The following is a 1,299-nucleotide window of genomic DNA, read 5'->3' as shown; positions in this document are numbered from 1 at the left end:
ATTCGTTATATGTAGATATTAAGAAGTATTTTATAAAAAATATCTTTCATGATATTAATGAAGAATCAACTGATAATTGTTTAATAGATAATGTAAAATGGAAACAATTGAAGCTAAAAGATATAATTAAAAAAGGTAAAGCAGGTGGAACTCCTAAATCAAGTGTTAAGAAGTATTATAATGGAAATATACCTTTTTTAAGTATTAATGACATGACAAAAGAAGGTAAGTACATAACTTACACAGAAAAAACAATGAGTAAATTAGGATTAGAAAACTCATCAGCATGGATAGTACCAGAGAAATCTTTATTATATTCAATATATGCATCAGTAGGATTCGTATCAATAAATAACATTCCACTAGCAACAAGTCAAGCAATATTTAGCATAATATTCAAAGATGATATAGATTTAGAATTTATGTATTATCATTTAACTTTCTATAAAAAATATATACATAAATATATTGAAACAGGAACACAACAAAATCTAAAAGCAGAAACAATAAAAAACTTTAAAATAAAAATTCCACCATTAGAAAAACAAGAAAAAATAAGCAAGTTCCTATCATCCATTGATAAATATATCCAAATACATGAACAAGATTTAAATAATTTAAAAAAATATAAAAAGGGACTTCTTCAAAAAATGTTTATTTAACAAAACATTCTCTGTAATAAACCTTTTTTAAACTTAGAAAATAAAAATATTTGTTTTTTAATATTTTCTATTTTATGGTCAAAAAATTTTAACATATTTGATATTTCTTTTTGTTCTTCTATAGAAGGTATGTTAATTTTAATTTTCAGAAAATCTTCTGGTGAAATTCTTTTAGATCCAGTTCCTGTTGACAAACGTTCTAATTTAGTATAATAATCTTTATCAGATAAATAATAAAATAGCCACATTTCATCTATTAGTTTTATAAAATCAAATGAAGGTATATCACTAGAACTTAGATAACCATCTAAATTAGAAGGTACAATACCAAAAGCTCCCTTATATAAATTTTGCTTACCATATATAAATTGTCCTTTTTTTCTTAAATATTGAGTTGTAGCACCTTCAATTTCATTAGTATTTGGAATTCTTTTAACAACACCTTTCAAATTAAGTTTTACACTAATACGCTTATTTATATCATCTTTTGACTTTATCTTAGATTCTTCTAATATTTCACTTAAAGAAACTCTCTGTAAAATATCATCATACCTTTTAAATCGTAAAAAAGATTTTTCATCTTCATGAACAAATAAATTTTTCAATAAATACTTCTTAATATCTACATATAACGAAT

2 protein-coding genes are annotated in these 1,299 nt (G+C 22.8%); one reads left to right on the top strand and one right to left on the bottom strand.

Annotated features, from left to right (window positions below; translation table 11 throughout):
- The coding region (locus MSCUN_RS05530) for a restriction endonuclease subunit S (RefSeq protein ID WP_211305559.1) at window positions 1-662 on the top strand (662 nt) is incomplete at its 5' end.
- Here the strand turns inward: MSCUN_RS05530 and MSCUN_RS05525 are convergent.
- Window positions 659-1,299 (bottom strand): restriction endonuclease subunit S (locus MSCUN_RS05525; protein WP_170104066.1); only part of this gene is annotated, 641 nt, incomplete at its 5' end. The genes MSCUN_RS05530 and MSCUN_RS05525 overlap by 4 nt on opposite strands.

Origin of the sequence: Methanosphaera cuniculi (assembly GCF_003149675.1) — an archaeon.
GTDB classification, from domain to species: Archaea; Methanobacteriota; Methanobacteria; order Methanobacteriales; family Methanobacteriaceae; genus Methanosphaera; species Methanosphaera cuniculi.
This window is presented reverse-complemented; position numbering and strand designations above follow the sequence as displayed.